Genomic DNA, 18,960 nt, shown 5'->3' on the forward strand with positions numbered 1-18,960 from the left:
GCCGTCTCGGCCAGAGACGGCGTGCAAATTATGGGCGGCCCGAATGCAGGCCGCGGGTGCTATCGCGGCGCCATACCTGCGCGGGGCAGGTTGCTGACTGCCGGATCAACGGTGTTCGGAGTGATGATGGTGGTTTGGGTTTCGGTGCCGCCGGGTATGGTGATCTCGGTGGTGCGCAGTATGCCGCCCCCTTCAACGCTGCCCTGAATGGTGGTGTTTGCCCCTTGCGACATCTGCGTCATGCAGTCGCCGCGCATGTCGGCGGGTAACGACTGGCAGCGCGCCGTGGAGTTTGATTGCAGCGATTGTTCTTGATGGGTCAGCAGCCGCTGCCTGCGCGCCTCTTGCATGGCCGCGCCCGCCTCGCGTTTGCATGTGGCAAGGTCTTGGTTTGTCTGGCCCGCGTTGCAGCGTTCGATGTCGTGGCGATATTTTGCTTCGATATCGGCGCTCGACCCGTTGGCGGCGAACGCACCCGCTGAAAAAAGGCCGGCGCTTAATGCGCAAATTGCCAAAACGCGTCGACGCTGTGTTGCTGAACAGTGATTCATCATGAACTCCTTTTAGACTGACGCAGCCGGAAATGAGTGATAGGCCGGAATGTGCTTACCCAGTATAAAAGAATGCCCGAACGACCCTGTAACCAAATATTGAACCGTCCGCTCGCCTGGTGGCGAAGCGCAGCAAGCGGCGTGCCGCCGGGCGCGTCGTAGTCCTGGAAGGCTAATCGTGTGAAACAGGCCGCCGTGCGTCGCGCCGTAAGCCGGCTTGCATTAGCAAGATAGCTGTGATGGGCGAGACGATTACCAAAAACATAATAATGAGCAGCTCGTGCAAGACAGGCCGCTGTGCCAGCGAAGAGGCCACCAGCACGCTGGTCAACACCACGCAGCAGGCGCCCATGGTATTGCCCAGAGTCACAGCGTGCATGCGCGAATAAAAACGCCTGAAGCGCAGTAACCCTGCCGAGCCGATTAGAGTCATGGTGCCGCTAAGCAGCAACAACAGCGTGCTGGGTATGGTTACCCACAAAGGAAGATCGCTCATGGTTCGATTACCTCGCCTCGAAGAAGAAACTTTGCCATGGCCGTCGAGCTGACAAACCCAAAAATGCTGATTACGACGGCAATGTCAAAATATAGACCTGTCTGATACTGCACGCCCAGTACAAGAATGATCAGCATGCCGTTGATATACATGGTGTCCAGGGCCAGTATGCGATCTTGCGGTGTCGGCCCGCGCAGCAACTGTACGGTGGCAATGCCCAGCGCAATGGCAAAGCAGCTTAGCGCATAGACGCCGGCCCAATACAAGACTGTAGTCATTCGAAAATCTCCAACAACAGGCTTTGATAACGGTTCTGCACCAGCTCGACCCAATGGGTCTCGTCTTTCAGATCGAGCACATGAAGAGTCAGGGTGTTGGTTTCTTCAGAATATCCTGACCAGACGGTGCCGGGGGTATATGTAATGATGCAGGCGAGGGCAGCCCGTGCGTGCGGGTCGGTCATGCTGAGCGGAATCTTCATGAAGCCCGGTGTGTGCGAATCGGGGCCAAGAATAATCAGGCGAGCGACGATAAAATTCGAATGGGTGATGTCGACGGCCACCCGCCAGAACAGCTTGAGCATGGCCCACGGACGCTTGGGCCGCGACCGCACCGGGCGAAGCGCCATGGCGGCCCAGGCAAGCAATAAAGCCAGCACGGCGCCGGTTACCAGATGCCCGGGCGACACCGAATTGTTCAGCAGCAGCCACATCAAGAGCAAGATCGCCGGCAGCACCAGCCAATACAGCGTGTTCTTCATGGCGTCGCTCCAAGGGGGCGCACTGGTTGCACGGCCATGACCGCATCAATGTACGACTGAGGCCTGTCGAGCATCAGCGCCGTGTCGTTCAGGAACGCCAAAACCGGCCCTGCCCAGATGGCCAGCGCGATACACGCAAGCAACAAAATGCCGACCGAGCCTGCTTCACTGATACGCAACCGTGGCACAACGGTGTCTTCAGAGCTCCAGAACAGACGTATGCCGGTGCGAGTCAGGGCGATGATGCCGGCCAGGCCCGAAAGCAGCACAGTGCCTACCAACGTCCAGGCGGCAATAGAGGGGGTGTCGGTGGCGGACGTTTGCAGCGCCGCCGAGAGCATCGACAGCTTGGCCACGAAGCCGGGCAGGGGCGGCAGGCCTGCTATCAGCAAGGCGCAGCAAATAAAGGCCATGCCCAAAAATGCCATGGCTGCCGGAATGGCCACCCCCACCACGTCGTCAGAGCGGTCAGGCGACTCTGGGTCGTCCAGGTCGAACGCTTCAAGACTGACTGCGAGCACGTCGGCACCGAAGCCGCGGGTACGTTCGATCATTTCAATCAGCATGTAGGCAGCGCCCAGGGCCAGGACTGAAGTAAGCAGGTAGAACAGTGCCGGGCCGGTAAGCGTGACGCCCGGCATACCTAGTGCGGCCAGCAAGGTACCCGATGACATGATCACGCAATAACCAATCTGGCGTTCGGCGTGTTGGGTGGCCAGCATGCCGATCGATCCGAAAACCAGGGTTGCCAGCCCCAGAGGAAACATCCACTCGCCGCCGAATGCGGCGGGAGCGCCGGTGGGTTGCAATAAGGAGCCCAGCCGTAGCAATGAATAGATGCCCACTTTGGTCATGATGGAGAACACCGCAGCCACGGGTGCACAGGCGTAGGCGTAGGCGTTGGGCAGCCAGAAATTAAGCGGCCACGCCGCAGCTTTGACCAAAAAGGCGATGCCCAATATGGCGGCGGCGGCTTCGAACAGGCGGCGGTCGCCGCCGGCAAGCTGGCCGGCCCGAACCGCCAGGTCGGCCATGTTGAGCGTACCGGTGACGCCGTAAATAAGGGCGATGGCTATCAGCAACAAGAACGACGCGGCAAGGTTGGTTGCAATGTAATGCAGGCCGGCGGTTACACGCAGCTCGCCCGAACCGTGCAGAATCAGGCCGTATGAAGCGGCCAGCAGCACTTCAAAGAACACGAACAGATTGAACAGATCGCCTGTAAGGAAGGCCCCGTTCAGGCCCATGAGCAACAACTGATACAAAGGTAAAAAGTGAACCCCCGCGCGCTCCCATCGGGCCGTGGAGTAAATCAGCGAGGCAAGGCCCAGCCCCGAGCAAAGCAGCAGCATGACGGCGGCCAGGCGATCGGCCACCAGTACGATGCCGAACGGCGCGGGCCAGTCGCCCAGCAGGTACACGGCGATATTGTCGGGCCAGAGTGCGGGCATATGGCCGGCGGTGACCAGTAATAACTGATACGCCACGAAAACCTGCATAAGCACCGAGGCAAACGACAATGTAAGGCGAGTCTTGCGGCGAGACTCCTTCAGCAGTACCAGAAGCGCGGCCGTCATGAGCGGCACCACAATGGGCAGCATGGGCAGATGTTGCAACCAGTTGTTCACAGGTCGGCCTCTCTGCCATCGACGTGGTCGTTACCGGCAAAGCCGCGCGATGCCAGCAGCACCACCAGAAACAGGGCGGTGGTGGCAAAGCCGATGACAATGGCGGTTAGCACCAATGCCTGTGGCACCGGGTCGGTGTAAAGCGACGGGTCGATTTCGTGGGCTTTGTCAATGACCGGTGCTGCGCCGATGCGCAGCCTGCCCATCGAAAAAATGAACAGGTTTACGGCGTAGGCCAGTAACGAGAACCCGATAATGACCTGAAACGTGCGGGGGCGCAAAATAAGCCAGACGCCTGAGCTGGTCAATACGCCGATAGCGAGCGCCAGAACAATTTCCACTAGGCTGCTCCTGAATTGGATAGGGGTGCGACGGACGAAGCGCCACCGGAGGGGGCTTTGCGTCGGAAGCGCAGCGATTGGTGAGCCAGGGCCACCAGAATCAGCACGGTTGCGCCGACCACCAGCATGTAGACGCCCAGGTCGAAAAACAGGACGCTGGACAGGTGAAGGGTGCCCACGACAGGGAGTTCGATGTCAGTGATCAGCGCCGACAGGAAGGGGCGGTACGCCGCCCAGGCGGACAATGCGGAGCCGCCCGCAACCAGCAGCCCCAATGCAATCCATTTTTGCGGCCGGATGCTCTGACGGGATTCGACCCAGACGACGCCACCCACGATGTACTGCAGGATGATGGCAGTTGCCATGATCAGCCCGCCCACGAAACCGCCGCCCGGCAGGTTGTGGCCCCGTAGCAGGAAGAACAGCGAAACCAGAACAGCCATGGGCAGCAGCAGCCGCGCCAGCACTGCAGGCGCCTGCATATTGCCGCGGGGCAGATCGGCGTCGGGATCGGGTTCGGGCTCGATGTGATCGAGCGAAGGGTTGTTGGCCCCTTGCTGGCGGCGAAGCGGGCCGTCCTTGATACTTTCCGGAGGTGGACGAAAACGCCGCAGCAATGCGTACACCGTCAGGGCAACGATACCCAGTACGGTGATTTCGCCCAGCGTATCAAAGCCCCGGAAATCGACCAGAATCACGTTGACCACATTCGAGCCGTGCCCTTCGGGCAAAGCGTTGCGCAGGAAGAACTCAGAAATGCCGGGCCCGGCGGGCTGTGTCAGTATGGCGTAGGCCAGCGCCGCCATGCCGGCGCCCGCGGCGATCGCCACAGCCAGGTCGCGCCCGCGACGGACCAGCGTTTTTGCATTCAGGGGTGCGCTGCTGTCTTTGGCCTGAATACGGGGTGGCAGCCAGCGTAAGCCCAGCAAAATAAGCACCACGGTAACGACTTCGACCGCGAGCTGAGTAAGGGCCAGGTCGGGTGCAGAGAACCAGGCGAAGGTCAGCGCAGTGGCCAAGCCGGCGCCGCCCGACAAGGCAAGGGTAGCCAGACGATGGAACTTGGCCTGGCGTGCCGCCCCGATGGCGCAGGCCGCGCCCGACAGCCACAGGGTAATGAAGAACAGGTCGGCCGGAGTCTCCATGACCGGATCCAGCCACCCCCCATGAACCAGCGGCAACAGTGCCACAAAGAAGGTGCCTGCCGTCACCAGCAGCAACTGGCGTTGCAGGCCGGGCGAATATAGCCAACCGAGCAAGGTAGCCGAGATGGAATCTATGCCTTCCATCAGCAGTTCGAAACTGCGGCGTCCGTCGAAGCGGTAGATAAGCGGCGCGCGCCCCGGCTTGACGTAGTTTTGATGGCGCAGCAAGTGCAGCAACAAAATGCCGCCGGCGAGCGCCATAAGGCTCATGGCAAGGGGTAGGTTGAAGCCGTGCCAGATTTTTAGGTCGTAATAGGGAGTAGCGTCGCCCAGAATGGACAAGGCCGCCGACTCGAGCAGCGGGCCAAGCGTGTATTTTGGAAGCATGCCCACCAATAAACAGGTCAGCACGAGCAGGCCGCTGGGCACGAGCATCCAGAACGGCGGCTCGTGCGGCGAGCGCGGCAAGTCGGTGGCAGGCGGGCCGAAAAAAACTTGCAAGATAAAGCGCAGCGAATAAGCGACGCTGAACGCACTTGCCAACACCGCCATGAGCGGCAGGCCGGTTTCGATGATCGGTCCATGGCCGGTAATGACCGTTTCGGCAAAGAACATTTCTTTGGACAGGAAGCCGTTCAGTAGCGGCACTCCGGCCATTGAAGCAGCCGCCACCACGGCCAGCGTGGCGGTAATGGGCATGGCCTTTCGTAGCCCCGAAAGACGTCCCATGTCGCGCGTGCCGGTTTCGTGATCGACGATGCCGGCAGCCATGAAGAGCGACGCTTTGAAGGTTGCGTGGTTCATCATGTGGAAGATGGCGGCGATGAGCCCTAAATTGCTGTTAAGCCCCAGCAGTAGCGTGATCAGGCCCAGGTGGCTGATTGTGGAGTAGGCCAGCACCCCTTTCATGTCTTGCTGGAAAATGGCCGCGTAGCCTCCGAGTACCAAAGTACAGAGCCCCGCCCCGCCAATAATGTAAAACCATTCGTCGGTGCCGGCCAACACCGGCCAAAAGCGCGCCAGCAGAAACACCCCTGCCTTGACCATGGTGGCCGAGTGCAGGTAGGCCGACACGGGCGTGGGTGCCGCCATGGCGTTGGGCAGCCAAAAATGAAACGGGAACTGAGCGCTTTTGGTCAGGGCGCCCAGGGCCATTAACACCAGAATGGTGGAGTACCAAGGGTGGCCGCGTACCAGGTCGCCTGAAGCCAGCACGACATCGAGGTCGTAGCTGCCCACCACGTGCCCCAGCATCAACACCCCGCCAAGCAGAGCCAGGCCCCCCGCACCGGTCACCGTCAGCGACATGCGTGCACCCCGACGCGCGTCGAGCCGGTGGTTCCAGTACGCAATGAGCATGAACGAGGTCAGGCTGGTCATCTCCCAGAACACGACCAGCTGGATGAGGTTGCCCGACATGACGACACCCAGCATTGAACCCATGAACATCAGGAAGAACGAGAAGAACCTGGGTACAGGGTCTTGAGGCGACAAATAGTACCGGGCGTACAGAACTATCAGCGCGCCCATTAATGTGATCAACATGCAGAACAGCCACGAATAACCGTCCATGCGCAGGTTGAAATCAATGGGAAGTGCCCCCGGGATCCAGGTGGTGGAGTACTGGATGACCTCACCCGACGAGATGGCCGGATAATTGACGGCTGCAAGCACCGCGCAAGAGATTGCAATGACGCCCGAAAGCCAGGCCTCTATATTGCGCGCATTGGCGGGTAGCGCGACGGCTATCAGGCTGCCAATGAACGGCAATACGAGAATGAGGATCAGGGACATTCGGGTTGCAGCAAATGAGGGGAGACGAAAGAAACCTTCCTAATGATACGATATTTTTCCGAGCGGTCAGTCCCCGGTTTTATCATCGATGCCCTGTGAGCCGCATGAAGTCGACCTTGGCAGGGTTTTCAGGCCCAGCACAAGGTAGGCGGTCACCCCTAACCCTATCAGGCCAAGTGGTATCTTCAAGGTTGGCACCACGAACAACATTGAATAGCCCAACGAAAGCCACATCAGCCCAATTGCCACAACCTTGATCCTGAGGGGAACGGCTTTTTTTTCTTGGTAGTCGCGCAGGTAATGGCCGAAAACCTGGTTTTGGGTGAGCCATGCATGCATTCGGGGCGACCCGCGCAAAAAACAAGCCGCCGCTACAAGCAGAAAAGGCGTGGTGGGTAACAGAGGCAGGGCCACCCCGAGCGCAGCCAGAGCCAGAGCAATACCACCGACGACGTTGAAAAATATCTTCATGCCTGATGTCCCTCAATACGGCAATAATACAGGCGTGCTGACGGCATATGCGCAACAAACGGCCCGCGTACGGATGTTGCAAGTTGTCGCGCCGGTCCCGGCTTGCTAGCATTACGCCCTGCAGAATTTGCTGCAGTCGATCAATGCATGCGTGCCAGTGGGGCGCGCCATAGGAAGCCGATACATGAACAACCAAATCACGCCTGCAGGCGAAAGCAGCTCGAACCGCGAAGCTGGTGCAGCAGGTAAGCCCGATTCGATTAAAACCGTGGCCACGGTGGTTTACGCTTTGCAGGCGGCAGCATTTTTTGTAGGCATTACCGCGATCGTGGCCGTGATCATCGCCCACGTAAAAATCGGCGACTCTCGTGGCACCTGGCTGGAATCCCATTTTCGCTGGCAGATCCGCACTTTCTGGTACTCGTTGCTGTGGTGTGTGGTGGGCCTGATCCTCATGACCATTGTTGTCGGCTATTTTGTATTGGTCGGCCTTCTGGTGTGGACTATTTACCGTATTGCCAAGGGCTGGTTGCGTTTGCTCGACGGCAAGGCCATGTATACAACGGCCTGATGGCCTTGCCCGGCTATCGCTGAGTGCTCTGACCGTTGTTCAACTGCATGATGCTATTTGGCTGGGCACGAGGGTTGCTGGGGGCGTGTGCATACCTGAAAGGAGATGCTCATGACCTGGCAGGCCCTGTTTGGTGAAGGCGCCACAACAAAAATTGCGGCGGTGTACGAAACACGCGATGCGGCCTCGGCGGCTGCGCAGGCACTTAGCCGGCAAGCAAAGCTGGAACCTTCACAATGGATGCTGGTGGCTCCCGAAGAACGCGATTATGCCCGCAAGCTCGAGCCGGAATCCAAGGGCATAGCCCGCACCGGCATCCGCGCCCACCTTATTTTGGGCGCCGTCGGCTTTTTGGTGGGGGTGGTGTTGTGGGCGGTGCTGTATGCGTTACCCATTACCTATATCGTCGCCTCGCCGGGCGCCAGCGCCGCAGTCATCGTCAGTTTTGCTACCATACTGGGCATGATGCTTGGTGGCCTCGTCACAGCGCGCCCCGACCACCAGATCGTCATACTGAAGGTCAGAAAGGCGGCCGAGCAGGGCAAGTGGTCGCTGGTGCTGCATCCGCGTAACCCCGAACAATGCGATGCGCTGATGAAAGCACTGACCGATGCAGGTGTCGACGTAGTCAGAACCGTCTGACCGTTTGCTGTCACTGCTTCAGTCATAACAATAATCCTAGGGCGCCGGAGCGCCCCATGGATATTTTTCTGCAAGCCGCCATTGATGAAGCCCGCAAGGGGCTGGCCGAAGGCGGCATTCCCATAGGTTCGGTCATTGTGCATCAAGGGCGCATTATCGGCCGCGGGCATAATCGCCGCGTCCAGCAGGGCAGCGCCATATTGCATGGCGAAATGGACGCCTTCGAGAACGCCGGCCGCCAGCCTGCCGCCGTGTATCGCGATTCGGTGCTGTACACCACCTTGTCGCCGTGCCCGATGTGCACGGGCGCCATACTGTTGTATGGCATTCCTAAGATTATCGTGGGCGAAAATCGCACCTTCATGGGCGATGAAGCCTTGCTGCGCGAACGCGGCGTGCAGGTCCACGTACTGCAGGATCCTGACTGCATCGCCATGATGACCGACTTCATCCGCGAGAAACCCGAGCTCTGGAACGAAGACATCGGCGTTTGAAGCAACCCGGGCAGCCTGCCCGGTTCCGTTGTTTTCGCGCGTCCCATTCTGAAGCCGACAAGGCTTCAGAATGGGAGCGGCTGCATGCGGCAGCGGGTTTTGGTTTAACCTTACAAAAACCCTAAAGCTTTGGTCTTCATGCAACCGATACTGCCCGCCTACCTGATCACCCGCTGGCTTCTTGTGCTCGTCATTCTTGCCGGGCTTTATTTTCTTCGCGGTTTCCTGGTTCCCGTTCTTGCCGCCCTCATCATCGCCTTGGCAAGCTGGTCGCTGTATCAGCGCTTGCTCCGACGCTGCGGCGGTCGCGACGCGTTGGCAGCGGGCCTGGCTCTGGGTATCGTGATTCTGGGCTTGGTCATCCCGTTGTCGCTGGCGATGAGTTTCGCTGTGCAAGAGGCCAGCAGCTTCATACGCTGGGCGCTGGCGGCCAACCGCGACGGCGTGCCGATGCCCTTGTGGCTGGTCGAGCTGCCCCTGGTGGGCGAGTGGCTTGGACGCCATTGGGTCACCTATCTCGGTGAACCGCATGCCTTGGGTGAACTCGTTGAAATGGTCAGTGGCGAGCACCTTGGCAATATCTATCGCATGCTGCTTTCGGCGACCGGTGATGTGTTTCGGTTGCTGCTCACAGTCCTCTTCATGTTGATTGTGCTGTTCTTTGTCTATAAAGACGGGGCACGCATACGTACGCAGCTCGATGTGGTCGGCGAACGCGTTCTACCCGGGCGTTGGCAGCGTTTTTCGCGCATGGTGCCCGCCACCATCAACTCAACCGTTACCGGCATGGGTCTGATTGCGCTGGGCGAGGGCGTGGTGTTGGGTGTGGCCTATTGGATTGCGGGCGTTCCGTCGCCGGTCTTGCTGGGGGTCGTTACCGGATTCATGGCACTGGTTCCCGGCGGGGCGCCTTTGACATTCACTCTGGTGTCCATTTATCTGGCCGCCTCGGGCCAGGTCATGGCCGGGCTGGGTCTTTTCATCTGGGGTACCGTCGAGCTTTTCATCGTCGACAAGACCTTGCGGCCACGTCTGGTGGGCGGGCCGGTCAAGCTGCCCTTTTTGCCTACCTTCTTCGGCCTGGTCGGCGGGGTACAGACCATGGGTTTCGTGGGTCTGTTCATCGGCCCCGTCCTGATGGCGCTTCTCGTGGCGATCTGGCGCGAATGGACGCTTGAAGAAAGCGCCGCCGTGCCGGGCCTGTCGGATGCGGGCTACGAGCCGGTCATGACCGCCCAAACCCCCATGCAGTATGGGGGCGGTGCCACGACGGGGCCCAGACCGACCCATCAGGATTCCGGCGCCCCGTCCTGATCGACGGGGCTGCGTCAGGGCACTTCATTACGTTTCTCCAGTTTGTTTGAGCCGTCGGACAGCGTTGCGAAGCCGCTACGAATGATTCTGTTTCTTATTTGACTTTAGTATCAAGAATGATTATCGTTCTGCTTCGCAGTAGGAGTAAGCTCATCGCTTTTTCCTGCCTGCTCCAGACCGCAGTTTTTAAAACATTAAAAAACGGAGAACAGCCCAATGGCTCGTCACGCTCAGCACCCTGTACAACGTTTCAACCTACTGCATCTGGCCGTGTGCGGTGCGCTTGCGGCGCCGGCGCTTGCGAGTGCGCAACCCGGCAGCGTGTCTGAACTGGCACCCGTGCAAGTTCAAGGGGTTGCGCCCACCTTCAAGCCCGAAGCGGTGCAGTCGACCAAGTTTCAGGCGCCGTTGCTGGACACGCCGCAGACGATCAATATCGTGCCTTCCGAAGTGCTGCAGCAACAGAACGCGCAAAGCCTTCAGGAAGTACTTGGCAACGTGCCGGGTATTACGTTTTCCTCTGGGGAAGGTGGGGCCGGTTGGGGCGACATGATGACCATCCGCGGCTTTTCGGCCGAGCAGAGCATTACTGTGGACGGCGTGCGCGAAAGTGCCCTAAGCACCCGTACCGATATTTTCAATATGGAACAGGCCGAGGTGTTCAAGGGCACGGGTTCCATTGAGTCAGGCGTTGGGTCAGTGGGCGGTTCGGTCAACCTGGTAACCAAAACACCCAGGCTCGACAATTTTTATGATTTTCATGTGGGTGTCGGCACCGACCACTACCGTCGCACCACCGCTGATCTTAATCACCAGATCGGCGACACCATGGCTTTTCGACTTAACGCCATGTGGCATGAGAACGACGTAGCCAAGCGTGGGGGCACCGATTACGAGCGCTGGGGTATCGCGCCTTCGTTTACCTGGGGCCTGGGCACCGACACCCGTGTTACGGCCATGTATATGCACCAGAAGGACACCAACACACCTGACTGGGGCGTCCCCATCAACCGCAGCGGTCATCGTATGAACGGCGTCTCGCGCGAGTACTGGGGGCAGCTCTCGAACATGGACACCGAGGAAACCGAGTACAACAGCGCGACCTTGCGTGTCGAGCATGACTTCAACAGCAAGACCTCCGTTCGCAATCAGACGCGCTGGGCGGAAACCAAACGGTTTACCTTACTGAATACAGGTGGACGGATGTTGAATGCGGTCGGCGCCACCGAGGCCGGACAGATCATCGCAGCCCCAGGCAACAGCAATTATTGGGGCTACAACTCGTCAGGTGCAGAGGTGTATCCAACAGGCTACCTGGCCGTGAATCGTTTGCGGGGCAATGCCAACTCCTATAAAGGCGAAGTGCTAGCCAATCAGACTGACCTGAATCTGGATTTCAATACCGGCAGCGTTCGTCACCAGTTGGTAACCGGGGTTGAGTTCTACGAAGAAAGCTATCGCAAGGATCCTCGTAGTTATCGTGTGCCGAGCTTCATGGTGCCCACGGGAAGCGATGCGCTGGCGTATGTGATCGACGTCCGTAACCCCACCACGCATTATGACGGTTCGTGGTCAACAAAAGAATTAACCAGCAAAGAAGGTGCCAAGGTCACCAACTGGGGGTTGTATGCCTATGATCAGATCACGCTGAACGAGCAGTGGGAAATCGCTGCCGGGTTGCGTTACGACAAGTTCAGGGTCAAGTGGTACGACGACATGGGTGCTCGCAGGCCGTTTGAACAAAGTGAAGGCGTATGGAGCGGCCGCCTGGGCGTGGTCTATAAGCCGGTGCGGAACGGCAGCATTTATCTTTCGTACAGTCAGGCAAGCCAGCCGTCCGCGGCCGATGCTGCATCGCGCACCGGCACTGGCCATGAAGATGGGAATGCAGCGCACTATTCGCCCGGTAAGGCCAAAACATGGGAGCTGGGCACCAAGTGGGACGTTCTGGACGACAAGCTGGCATTCACCGCCGCCGTGTTCCAGGTCGAGCGCAGCAACCCGTCAGACACCAATCCTGACAATCCCAGCCAGACTATTCAGTCCAGCGCCAAAGAGCGGGTGCGTGGTGTTGAGCTGGGCGTCGCCGGTAACGTCACGAGCAAATGGTCGGTCTATGGCGGATGGACGCTATTGCGCAGCAAGATTCTTGAAAATCAGGAAGACCCCGCCCAGGTGGGCGGCAAGATGAAGAACGTCCCCGACATGACCTTCAATCTCTGGACGAACTATGAGTTCGATCATCGATGGGATGCGGGTCTTGGCGCGCAGTATATTGGCAAGCGTCGCTTCGCCGCCGGTAACACGGTGGCTCGGAACGCCTCGGCCGACGTATACATGCCCAGCTTCTGGTTATTCAACGCAGCCGTGGGTTACAAGGTCAACAAGAACTTCGCCTTGCGCCTGAACGTCAACAACGTTTTCGACAAGTTTTACTTGCAGCGCGGCTCGGCCAGCTCCGACGGTTTCCAGTTGTTCGGTATTCCGGGTGCCGGTCGTACTGTGATGCTTAGCGCAGACGCACGGTTCTGATGCGCTTGTCGCAGTAGAGTCAGCCGTGCAGGGCCGGTGTGCACTCGCTTGCCGGCCCTGCAAAATAAACCGCTATATTTATAGCGGTTTTTCTTCTTTATCCGCAGGGCGGAACAGGAATAGCAATCATGATGCTGAAAATTCCCGACATATTGACGCCGGAGCAGTTGCGGCAATGCCGCCAGGCCCTGGAGCGAGCCGAATGGTCCGATGGCCGCGAGACGGCGGGTTACGTGGCCGTAAGTGCCAAAAGCAATAAGCAGCTGCCGCTGGATCATCCGGTGGCGCAGCAGGTCGGGGAACTGATTCTCAATCGTCTGGGCAACAACCCGGCCTTTATTGCCGGCGCCTTGCCCCAGCGGGTGTTGCCGCCGCGCTTTAACCGTTACGAAGGGGGCGGGCAATACGGTGACCATATCGATAACGCCGTCTTCGGCGTGCCGGGTTCGCCGCATCGAGTTCGAAGCGATATTTCCGCCACACTTTTTTTTAGCGATCCGGAAGACTACGAGGGCGGCGAGCTGATCGTACAAGACAGCTATGGTGCGCACAGCGTCAAGCTGCCGGCCGGCCACATGGTGGTGTACCCAGGCGCAAGTCTGCATCGGGTCGCCCCGGTAACCAAGGGGGTTCGCCTTGCGGCGTTTTTCTGGATACAAAGTCTGGTGCGTGAGGATCATCGCCGCGCCATGCTGCTGGAACTGGACAACGCCATACAAAGCGTGGCTAAAAGCCAGCCCGGCCATCAGGCCCTATCTCGCCTAACCGGGGTCTATCACAACCTCATCCGCGAGTGGGCGGACACATGAGCACGCCATTACCCCCCCTGGCACAGATACCACCCCAGATTGCGGCCGTGGCCGATTACGAACCTTTCGCCCGCGAACGCATGAGTGAATCTGCCTGGGCGTACATAAGCGGCGGGTCGGCCGACGAGCTGACCAAAGTCCAGAACCAGGCCGCCTTTGCACGCATGCGCCTGCGTCAGCGGGTGCTGGCCGACATGCGTGGGGCGCACACCCGGTTCAGGCTGCTGGGCCACGAATGGGACCACCCCATCATGCTGGCGCCGGTTGCGTTTCAGAAGCTGGCGCACGAGCAGGGTGAGCACGCGGCCGTGCTGGCCGCCTCGGCCATGGGGGCGGGCATGGTGGTCAGCACTCAGGCAAGTGCTTCGCTCGAAGAACTGGCGGCTCATGCGACCCAGCCTTTATGGTTTCAGCTGTACATTCAGCCCGATCGCGAATTTACGCAGGTGCTGGTGAATCGAGCAGAGGGGGCGGGTTATCAGGCCTTGGTGCTGACGGTGGATGCCCCCGTAAACGGGGTGCGTAACCGTGAACAAAGAGCAGGGTTTGTCTTACCCGCAGGCATTGAGGCCGTGAATCTGCGCGGCATGAAGGCGGCAAGGTTACACACTGCCCGGCCCGGATCCAGCCCGCTGTTTGGTCAGGGCCTGCTTGATTGCGCCCCTCGGTGGAGCGACCTGCGTCAACTGGTCGACTCAACTCACCTTCCGGTAATCGTCAAGGGTATTATGGACCCTGATGACGCATGCCGGGCGCTGGATCACGGCGCAGCAGGCGTCATTGTTTCCAACCACGGCGGCCGCAGCCTTGACGGGTTGCCGGCCGGCATCGAAGCACTGCCTGCGGTAAGTCGTGCGGTGGCGCAACGAGCACCTGTTTTACTCGACGGCGGTGTTCGGCGGGGCACAGACGTGTTCAAGGCGCTGGCCCTTGGCGCCAGCGCTGTACTCATAGGCAGGCCCTATTTATACGGCTTGGCGGCGGCAGGTGCTCGCGGCGTGGTGCACGTCTTGCATATGCTGCGCACTGAACTGGAAATCGCCATGGCGTTGGCCGGTACGGCCACGCTTGCCGATATCGATGAATCCTCGATCATCCTCAACACAGGAATCTCAACATGTCATTCATGAATCGCTGTACGCTCGCCGCCATCATCGGTGCTTTGGTGGTCGCACCTTCTGTTTCGGCGGAAGAGGTTGTCAAGGTGGGTTTGATCACCACCTTGACCGGCCCTTTTGCTGAATTCGGCCAACAGATGCAAACGGGCGTCAAGGCGTATCAATCCATGCACGGCGATACGGTGGCGGGCAAGCGGGTTGAGATTATTTTGAAGGACACGGGCGGCGCGCATCCTGAAGTGGCCAAACGGCATGCACAAGAGCTGGTGGTGCGCGAAAAGGTGGATTTCCTGGCGGGCTTCGTGTTTACCCCCAGCGCCCTGGCGGCTGCACCCATTGCGACACAGGCCAAGGTGCCTCAGATTGTCATGAATGCGGCGGGCGAAAACCTGCCTTCGCGCTCACCCTACATGGTGCGAACCTCGTTCGAGTTCACAACCACGGTTCCGCCTATCGCCAAATGGGCCTATCGCGAGGGCGCCCGCACTGCCTACGTGATTGCGGCCGATTACGCCCCTGGCCTTGATGCAGAAAAAGCATTTATCAAGGCATTTGAAGCCGAAGGCGGCAAGATCGTGGGCACGGTGCGCACCCCCATTGTCACGGTTGATTTCTCGCCCTATATCATGCGGGTCAAGGACGCGAAACCCGACGTTCTGTTTGCCTTTGTTAACGGCGGCGACGTGGCGCCCGCCCTGATGCGCGAGTTTCGTGCGCGCAATCTTGAGGCCGAGGGCATCAGGCTTATCGGCACCGGCGACATCGTCGACGAGCCCATTGTGAACGTCATTGGCGAAAACGGCATGGGTGTGGTTACGGTCTACCCCTATTCCATGCACCATGATTCCGACCTTAATCGCCGTTTTGTCGAAGAGTTTATCAAGCTGCGGGGTGACAAGAATGCGCGTCCGGCGATTATGGCCGTGGCGGCTTACGACGGCATGGTCGCCATTTACGAAGCCCTTCGCAAGACTCAGGGCGATACGGACGGTCAGAAGCTTATCGAGGCCCTAAAGGGTATGGAAATCGACAGCCCCCGGGGCCGCATTCGCATCGATCCTGAAACACGCGACGTCGTGCAAACGCAGTATATTCGTCGATTCGAAAAAGTGGACGGCGTATACGCCAATGTCGAATTCGAAGCTTTCGAGGCAGAGTAAACATGGCGAGCGCTCAGCCTGTTCACCGCGTCGATCCTTTGCTTGAAATGGGCTGTGCCGCACTGACCAGGGCCTTCAAAGAGGGTTCCCTTAAACCCGTCGAGGTTGTAGAGGCGCTGAAATCAGCCGTTGAAGCGGGCGATCCGGTCATTAACGCATTCTGTCATTTCGACTGGCCGCACGCGGTGCAAGCAGCGCTCGCCGCCCAGGCCCGCTACAGCGCCGGTGCGCCTCTGGGGCCACTCGACGGCGTACCCGTTTCCGTCAAAGACCTGATCGACGTGGCCGGGTGGCCGACCCGCCGGGGTTCGCGGACCATGACCGACGCCGCGCCGGCAAGTGTCGATGCGCCGGCTGTCCAGTTATTGCGCAATGCGGGCGCCGTGCTGTTCGGAAAAACCACCACCACCGAATTTGGCTGGACCATACGCTCCGACAACCCGCTTACCGGTCTTACCCGCAATCCTGTCAACACGTCACGTTCGGCGGGTGGTTCCAGCAGCGGGGCGGCAGCGCAGGTAGCTGCGGGTTGGGGGCCTCTTGCTTTGGGCAGCGACGCAGGCGGATCAGTGCGCGTGCCAGCCTCATATTGCGGGTTGGTGGGGTTCAAGCCCAGTTTCGGCGCTATACCCATGATCCCGTCCAGCGCGTTCACGGAATTTGCCCATCTGGGTGTTATTTCGCGCTCGGTCGAAGACTGCAGCGCGGCAATGATCGTGCTGGGTAAGCCCGATGCGCGCGACCTCGCCTCGATGTTTGCCAGAACACAGTCCAACGGGTCTCAGCCCCTGCGTCTGGGTTGGTCGCTTTATCTGGGGTCCGACCTGCGGCCCGATGAACACGTGGTTAATGCGTTCCAGGCTTGCCTCCAGAAATTGCGCGGGGCGGGATATTACTTGCAAGAGGTTCAACCCGGCCTGCACGACTGCGCGGAAGCCATGTGGATGATATGGCGGTCTCGCATGCTGGAATCTTTCTATGCCTGGCCGGCCGAACGACGTGATCAATTGGGTGCTGGTTTGCAGCAGCTATACCGCGAGGGGCAGGCCATGACCATGACCGAACTGGCGCAGTCCCGGGTTCGGCTGCGCCAAATGGCGGCCGATTTGGGCCGTGTGTTCAGCCAGGTCGATCTTTTGCTTACCCCCATGATGCCGGGTTCGGCCCCTGTGGCACAAGAGTCCGTCGAGGCCGAACGGGCACCTGCCATGAACTGGTTTCGGCAAAGCGGCTACGCTTACCCGTTCAACGTAACCGGGCAGCCTGCCGTGTCGCTGCCGATTGGCATTTGCCCCGAAGGGCTGCCGCTGGGCCTGCAAATTGTGGGCCGCAAGTACCACGATGCGCAAGTGTTGCAGACGGCTGCCGAGCTAGAGCGCCTTATGGCGCAGAACGCGCCCTAGACCGCTGCCAGCGGCACCTCGTCAAACCAGGCATCATCCACTTCAGGCAGGGGTATGGCGTCAATCAGTTGTCGGGTAACGTCGCTTCGAGGCGCGTCAAACACCTGTTCGCAGCGGCCGGCCTCGACGATGACGCCGCGGTCCAGCACAATGACCTCATCACACAGGCTGCGGATTACCGACAGGTCGTGACTGATAAAGGCGATGGTCAGATTAAGGTCGGCGGCCAGCTCTTTTAACAACGCCAGTACGCGGGCTTGCGAGGACACATCCAGCCCCGAGACAATTTCGTCTGCCAGAATAAAGGCGGGGTTCAAGGCGATGGCTCGGGCAATGCCCACCCGTTGGCGCTGGCCGCCCGACAGTTCATGAGGATAACGCTGGGCAAACGCTGCCGGCAATCCGACCCGTTCAAGCATTTCCAGGGCGCGGCGCTGCGTGTCGCCCAGGCCGTAGCGTTTCATGGGCGTGGCCACAATGTGCCCGATGGTGTGACGCGGATTAAGCGATGACATCGGATCCTGGAAGATCATTTGCAGGTCGCGGCGCAAAGGCTTGAGCGCTGTCTCGTCCAGTCGGCTTATGTCTTTGCCCTTGAACTGAATGTGTCCCGAGCTGGGCGCAAGCAAGCGCACCAGCAGGCGGCCCAGCGTGGTCTTGCCCGAACCGCTTTCGCCCACGATGCCTGTAATGGCGCCATGAGGCAGTTCGAACGAGATGTCTTTAAGAATTTCGATACGGGGTGCCGGGCGCAGCAGAGGTTTACGCGATAGGTCGGGCAGCGCAAGATTAAGGTTGCTGACTTTAAAAAGGGGCTCAGGCATTGGCGACCTCGTCGTATTGCGCAATCTCTTGTCGAAGCGTGGCGACCAGTTCGGAAGGCACCGGGCGTAAAGGTTCGTGCGGATGGGTGTAGCGGGGTGTGGCCGCGATAAGCGCACGTGTGTAAGGGTGCTGCGGATTGGTCAGTACCTGGGCTGTGGCGGCGCTTTCCACGACCTTGCCTGAAAACAATACCGTAACGGTTTGGCTGATCTTGGCCACCACGCCCATGTCGTGCGTCACAAACAAAACCGCCGTGTCGGTTTCGGCCTGCAGCTCGCGAATCAGCTTAAGTATCTGTTTCTGAACGGTGACGTCAAGGGCCGTGGTGGGTTCGTCGGCCACGATGAGTTTGGGGCGGGGTGCAAACGCGGCGGCAATAAGCACGCGCTGACGCATGCCGCCCGACAGTTCATGCGGATACGAAGCCATGACCCGCCTGGGGTCGCGGATACTGACGCGATCAAGCAGCTCGTGTGCGCGCTGCAGGGCGTCGTGACTTGACCAGCCCAGGCGGCGTATAAGGCGATCGGTAATTTGCACGCCGATGCGCCTTGACGGGTTAAGGGCCGTAAGCGGGTCTTGCGGAATCAAGGATGCAACCGAGGCCACAGTCTGGCGTCGTGAGGCGGGGCTGAGCTCGTCCAGCGAAGCGCCCTGCAACAGGATGCGGCCCGAGCTTTTGCTGATTCCGCGCGGCAGCACACCCAGTACTGCTTTGCCGATCATGCTTTTGCCGGCGCCGCTTTCGCCCACCAAGGCGCGGACTTCACCAGGCTGTACGGAAATTGACACGTCGCGCAACAAGCGCGGGCCGTTGTCGACCGATACGTTCAGGCCTTCTACCTGCAAGGCGGGAGTATTGGGGGTGGGGTTGCCGGGATGATTCATGGCTTACTCGTTTGTGCG

At 59.6% G+C, this 18,960-nt stretch carries 19 protein-coding genes; 9 read left to right on the forward strand and 10 right to left on the reverse strand.

The genetic code is table 11. The features are described from left to right. Positions 1-59: 59 nt before the first annotated feature. From VL003_RS03405 to VL003_RS03440, 8 genes are all read right to left on the reverse strand, one after another. Positions 60-554 (reverse strand): hypothetical protein, encoded by a 495-nt coding sequence (locus tag VL003_RS03405; protein ID WP_325439582.1) that lies wholly within the window; start codon positions 552-554, stop codon positions 60-62. Between the two features lie 169 nt (positions 555-723). Continuing rightward, positions 724-1,047: a monovalent cation/H(+) antiporter subunit G gene (mnhG, locus tag VL003_RS03410; protein ID WP_325439584.1), complete on the reverse strand. Its 324-nt coding sequence runs from the start codon at positions 1,045-1,047 to the stop codon at positions 724-726. Beyond that, the gene (locus VL003_RS03415) at positions 1,044-1,325 is read right to left on the reverse strand and encodes a K+/H+ antiporter subunit F (RefSeq protein ID WP_325439586.1); all 282 of its coding nucleotides are present in this window, start codon (positions 1,323-1,325) and stop codon (positions 1,044-1,046) included. The genes mnhG and VL003_RS03415 overlap by 4 nt, the downstream gene beginning before the upstream one ends. Further along, positions 1,322-1,807: a Na+/H+ antiporter subunit E gene (locus VL003_RS03420; protein ID WP_325439588.1), complete on the reverse strand. Its 486-nt coding sequence runs from the start codon at positions 1,805-1,807 to the stop codon at positions 1,322-1,324. The genes VL003_RS03415 and VL003_RS03420 overlap by 4 nt, the downstream gene beginning before the upstream one ends. Beyond that, complete coding sequence (locus tag VL003_RS03425) at positions 1,804-3,435, reverse strand: monovalent cation/H+ antiporter subunit D (RefSeq protein WP_325439590.1); 1,632 nt, start codon at positions 3,433-3,435, stop codon at positions 1,804-1,806. The genes VL003_RS03420 and VL003_RS03425 overlap by 4 nt, the downstream gene beginning before the upstream one ends. Then, positions 3,432-3,776, reverse strand: a complete 345-nt coding sequence (locus tag VL003_RS03430; protein ID WP_325439592.1) for a Na+/H+ antiporter subunit C — start codon at positions 3,774-3,776, stop codon at positions 3,432-3,434. The genes VL003_RS03425 and VL003_RS03430 overlap by 4 nt, the downstream gene beginning before the upstream one ends. Next, positions 3,776-6,715 carry a monovalent cation/H+ antiporter subunit A gene (locus VL003_RS03435; RefSeq protein ID WP_325439594.1) on the reverse strand — a complete coding sequence of 980 codons (2,940 nt, stop codon included), beginning with the start codon at positions 6,713-6,715 and terminating at the stop codon, positions 3,776-3,778. The genes VL003_RS03430 and VL003_RS03435 overlap by 1 nt, the downstream gene beginning before the upstream one ends. A gap of 66 nt (positions 6,716-6,781) precedes the next feature. After that, positions 6,782-7,186, reverse strand: a complete 405-nt coding sequence (locus VL003_RS03440; protein ID WP_325439596.1) for a YbaN family protein — start codon at positions 7,184-7,186, stop codon at positions 6,782-6,784. Between the two features lie 184 nt (positions 7,187-7,370). Here VL003_RS03440 and VL003_RS03445 point away from each other — a divergent pair, with 184 nt between their 5' ends. The 9 genes from VL003_RS03445 (at position 7,371) to VL003_RS03485 (ending at position 17,229) form a co-directional block, all read left to right on the forward strand. Then, positions 7,371-7,757, forward strand: coding sequence for a DUF4870 family protein (locus VL003_RS03445; RefSeq protein WP_325439598.1), 387 nt, complete (start codon positions 7,371-7,373; stop codon positions 7,755-7,757). Positions 7,758-7,868: 111 nt separating this feature from the next. Next, positions 7,869-8,399: a hypothetical protein gene (locus tag VL003_RS03450; protein ID WP_325439600.1), complete on the forward strand. Its 531-nt coding sequence runs from the start codon at positions 7,869-7,871 to the stop codon at positions 8,397-8,399. Between the two features lie 56 nt (positions 8,400-8,455). Beyond that, positions 8,456-8,893, forward strand: a complete 438-nt coding sequence (locus VL003_RS03455) for a nucleoside deaminase (protein WP_325439602.1) — start codon at positions 8,456-8,458, stop codon at positions 8,891-8,893. A gap of 138 nt (positions 8,894-9,031) precedes the next feature. Next, positions 9,032-10,207 (forward strand): AI-2E family transporter, encoded by a 1,176-nt coding sequence (locus tag VL003_RS03460; protein ID WP_325439604.1) that lies wholly within the window; start codon positions 9,032-9,034, stop codon positions 10,205-10,207. A gap of 216 nt (positions 10,208-10,423) precedes the next feature. Further along, positions 10,424-12,739: a TonB-dependent receptor gene (locus tag VL003_RS03465; RefSeq protein ID WP_325439606.1), complete on the forward strand. Its 2,316-nt coding sequence runs from the start codon at positions 10,424-10,426 to the stop codon at positions 12,737-12,739. A 128-nt stretch (positions 12,740-12,867) separates the two neighbouring features. Then, positions 12,868-13,548: a Fe2+-dependent dioxygenase gene (locus VL003_RS03470; RefSeq protein WP_325439608.1), complete on the forward strand. Its 681-nt coding sequence runs from the start codon at positions 12,868-12,870 to the stop codon at positions 13,546-13,548. Then, positions 13,545-14,678 (forward strand): alpha-hydroxy acid oxidase, encoded by a 1,134-nt coding sequence (locus VL003_RS03475; RefSeq protein ID WP_325439610.1) that lies wholly within the window; start codon positions 13,545-13,547, stop codon positions 14,676-14,678. The genes VL003_RS03470 and VL003_RS03475 overlap by 4 nt, the downstream gene beginning before the upstream one ends. Next, entirely contained in the window at positions 14,666-15,826 is a 1,161-nt protein-coding gene (locus VL003_RS03480) for an ABC transporter substrate-binding protein (RefSeq protein WP_325439612.1), read from the forward strand. The genes VL003_RS03475 and VL003_RS03480 overlap by 13 nt, the downstream gene beginning before the upstream one ends. A 2-nt stretch (positions 15,827-15,828) precedes the next feature. Further along, the gene (locus VL003_RS03485) at positions 15,829-17,229 is read left to right on the forward strand and encodes an amidase family protein (protein ID WP_325439614.1); all 1,401 of its coding nucleotides are present in this window, start codon (positions 15,829-15,831) and stop codon (positions 17,227-17,229) included. On the opposite strand, the gene VL003_RS03490 is transcribed toward VL003_RS03485, so the two are convergent. Both VL003_RS03490 and VL003_RS03495 read right to left on the reverse strand, forming a co-directional pair. Then, positions 17,226-18,053 carry an ABC transporter ATP-binding protein gene (locus tag VL003_RS03490; protein ID WP_325439616.1) on the reverse strand — a complete coding sequence of 276 codons (828 nt, stop codon included), beginning with the start codon at positions 18,051-18,053 and terminating at the stop codon, positions 17,226-17,228. The two genes, VL003_RS03485 and VL003_RS03490, sit on opposite strands and share 4 nt — an antisense overlap. After that, the gene (locus VL003_RS03495) at positions 18,046-18,942 is read right to left on the reverse strand and encodes an ABC transporter ATP-binding protein (protein ID WP_325439618.1); all 897 of its coding nucleotides are present in this window, start codon (positions 18,940-18,942) and stop codon (positions 18,046-18,048) included. Before VL003_RS03495 ends, VL003_RS03490 begins: the two co-directional genes overlap by 8 nt. Positions 18,943-18,960 lie beyond the last annotated feature (18 nt).

The organism is Pusillimonas sp. (genome assembly GCF_035515275.1).
Lineage (GTDB): Bacteria > Pseudomonadota > Gammaproteobacteria > Burkholderiales > Burkholderiaceae_B > Pusillimonas.

Coding starts and splice junctions, on each gene's coding strand:
- VL003_RS03405 (WP_325439582.1), bottom strand. CDS start 554: ATGATGAATCACTGTTCAGCAACACAGCGTCGACGCGTTTTGGCAATT.
- mnhG (WP_325439584.1), bottom strand. CDS start 1,047: ATGAGCGATCTTCCTTTGTGGGTAACCATACCCAGCACGCTGTTGTTG.
- VL003_RS03415 (WP_325439586.1), bottom strand. CDS start 1,325: ATGACTACAGTCTTGTATTGGGCCGGCGTCTATGCGCTAAGCTGCTTT.
- VL003_RS03420 (WP_325439588.1), bottom strand. CDS start 1,807: ATGAAGAACACGCTGTATTGGCTGGTGCTGCCGGCGATCTTGCTCTTG.
- VL003_RS03435 (WP_325439594.1), bottom strand. CDS start 6,715: ATGTCCCTGATCCTCATTCTCGTATTGCCGTTCATTGGCAGCCTGATA.
- VL003_RS03440 (WP_325439596.1), bottom strand. CDS start 7,186: ATGAAGATATTTTTCAACGTCGTCGGTGGTATTGCTCTGGCTCTGGCT.
- VL003_RS03445 (WP_325439598.1), top strand. CDS start 7,371: ATGAACAACCAAATCACGCCTGCAGGCGAAAGCAGCTCGAACCGCGAA.
- VL003_RS03450 (WP_325439600.1), top strand. CDS start 7,869: ATGACCTGGCAGGCCCTGTTTGGTGAAGGCGCCACAACAAAAATTGCG.
- VL003_RS03455 (WP_325439602.1), top strand. CDS start 8,456: ATGGATATTTTTCTGCAAGCCGCCATTGATGAAGCCCGCAAGGGGCTG.
- VL003_RS03460 (WP_325439604.1), top strand. CDS start 9,032: ATGCAACCGATACTGCCCGCCTACCTGATCACCCGCTGGCTTCTTGTG.
- VL003_RS03465 (WP_325439606.1), top strand. CDS start 10,424: ATGGCTCGTCACGCTCAGCACCCTGTACAACGTTTCAACCTACTGCAT.
- VL003_RS03470 (WP_325439608.1), top strand. CDS start 12,868: ATGATGCTGAAAATTCCCGACATATTGACGCCGGAGCAGTTGCGGCAA.
- VL003_RS03475 (WP_325439610.1), top strand. CDS start 13,545: ATGAGCACGCCATTACCCCCCCTGGCACAGATACCACCCCAGATTGCG.
- VL003_RS03480 (WP_325439612.1), top strand. CDS start 14,666: ATGTCATTCATGAATCGCTGTACGCTCGCCGCCATCATCGGTGCTTTG.
- VL003_RS03485 (WP_325439614.1), top strand. CDS start 15,829: ATGGCGAGCGCTCAGCCTGTTCACCGCGTCGATCCTTTGCTTGAAATG.
- VL003_RS03490 (WP_325439616.1), bottom strand. CDS start 18,053: ATGCCTGAGCCCCTTTTTAAAGTCAGCAACCTTAATCTTGCGCTGCCC.
- VL003_RS03495 (WP_325439618.1), bottom strand. CDS start 18,942: ATGAATCATCCCGGCAACCCCACCCCCAATACTCCCGCCTTGCAGGTA.